Source organism: Peribacillus sp. P4_C12, from assembly GCF_056402095.1.
This window is the reverse complement of sequence record NZ_JBFUIB010000953.1, coordinates 1-950: the sequence shown is the minus strand read 5'-3', so window position 1 is coordinate 950 and position 950 is coordinate 1. Positions and strand designations below refer to the sequence as shown.

Sequence of the window (950 nt, the reverse complement as noted above, 5' to 3'; positions counted from 1 at the left end):
CCCCGTAATGATCGCCACTTTATCTTTAACCATATTACATTCCTCCAAAAAAAATGTAACGGTCTAAATCTGTCAAAAAGTTTAGTTTGATATATAGGGAATATTCATATGAAAGCAAATTTAAAATATCAAGGGAAGGTAATAAAAATATGGGGGGATGGTTATTGATTTAGAGTCTATCATAATTTTTAAAATAACAAAAGATTTTTATTTACTCTTAGGGTTGGCATGGATATTGCATGTATATAAGTTGAGTAAAATGTAGGAAATATCATGGATAAGAAAGGAGAAACGAAATGATCAAAAATATAGCAATTATCGGTTCAGGTGTAATGGGGAGTGGAATCGCTCAGTCATTCGCAGTTAGCGGGTATTTCGTCACTATCAACGATATTAAAGAAGAGTTTCTATCGAAAGCCCTAGATCGAATATCTGAGAATCTATCCCTGCTCATTGAAGAAGGTGCTATGACTGAACAGGAAATGCAGGGTGCTTTATCTAATATTACATATAAGGTTGACTTGAAGGAGGCCGTTAGGGATGCTGACTTTATAATTGAGGCTATTCCGGAAGTCATTGAATTGAAGTTGGACCTGTATCAACAATTGGAGCAAATAGTGAAAGAGGATGCGATTATTGCTTCAAATACATCGACCTTCCCGATTTCTCGATTGATGGAGACTGCTTCGTTTGCAGACCGGATGATAATCGCGCATTTTTTTAATCCTGGGCATCTGGTTCCTTTAGTTGAAATTGTTCAGCATAATGAAACAAAGCCGGAAGTCGTCGAGGCTACACTTGATTTAATTCGAAAAATAGACAAGTCTCCGATTCTTTTAAAAAAAGAAATAGCAGGATTCATTGCCAATCGTCTGCAAACTGCCTTGATGCGGGAAGCCTTTTATCTCTTAAAAGAGGGCGTAGCCACTGCTGAGGATATTGATACAGCC

Annotated in this window: 1 protein-coding gene; it reads left to right on the top strand. The window is 37.1% G+C overall.

The window, feature by feature from the left end:
* Positions 1-296: 296 nt before the first annotated feature.
* On the top strand, positions 297-950 hold a 654-nt coding region (locus tag AC1DUW_RS30510), incomplete at its 3' end, for a 3-hydroxyacyl-CoA dehydrogenase family protein (RefSeq protein WP_477644404.1).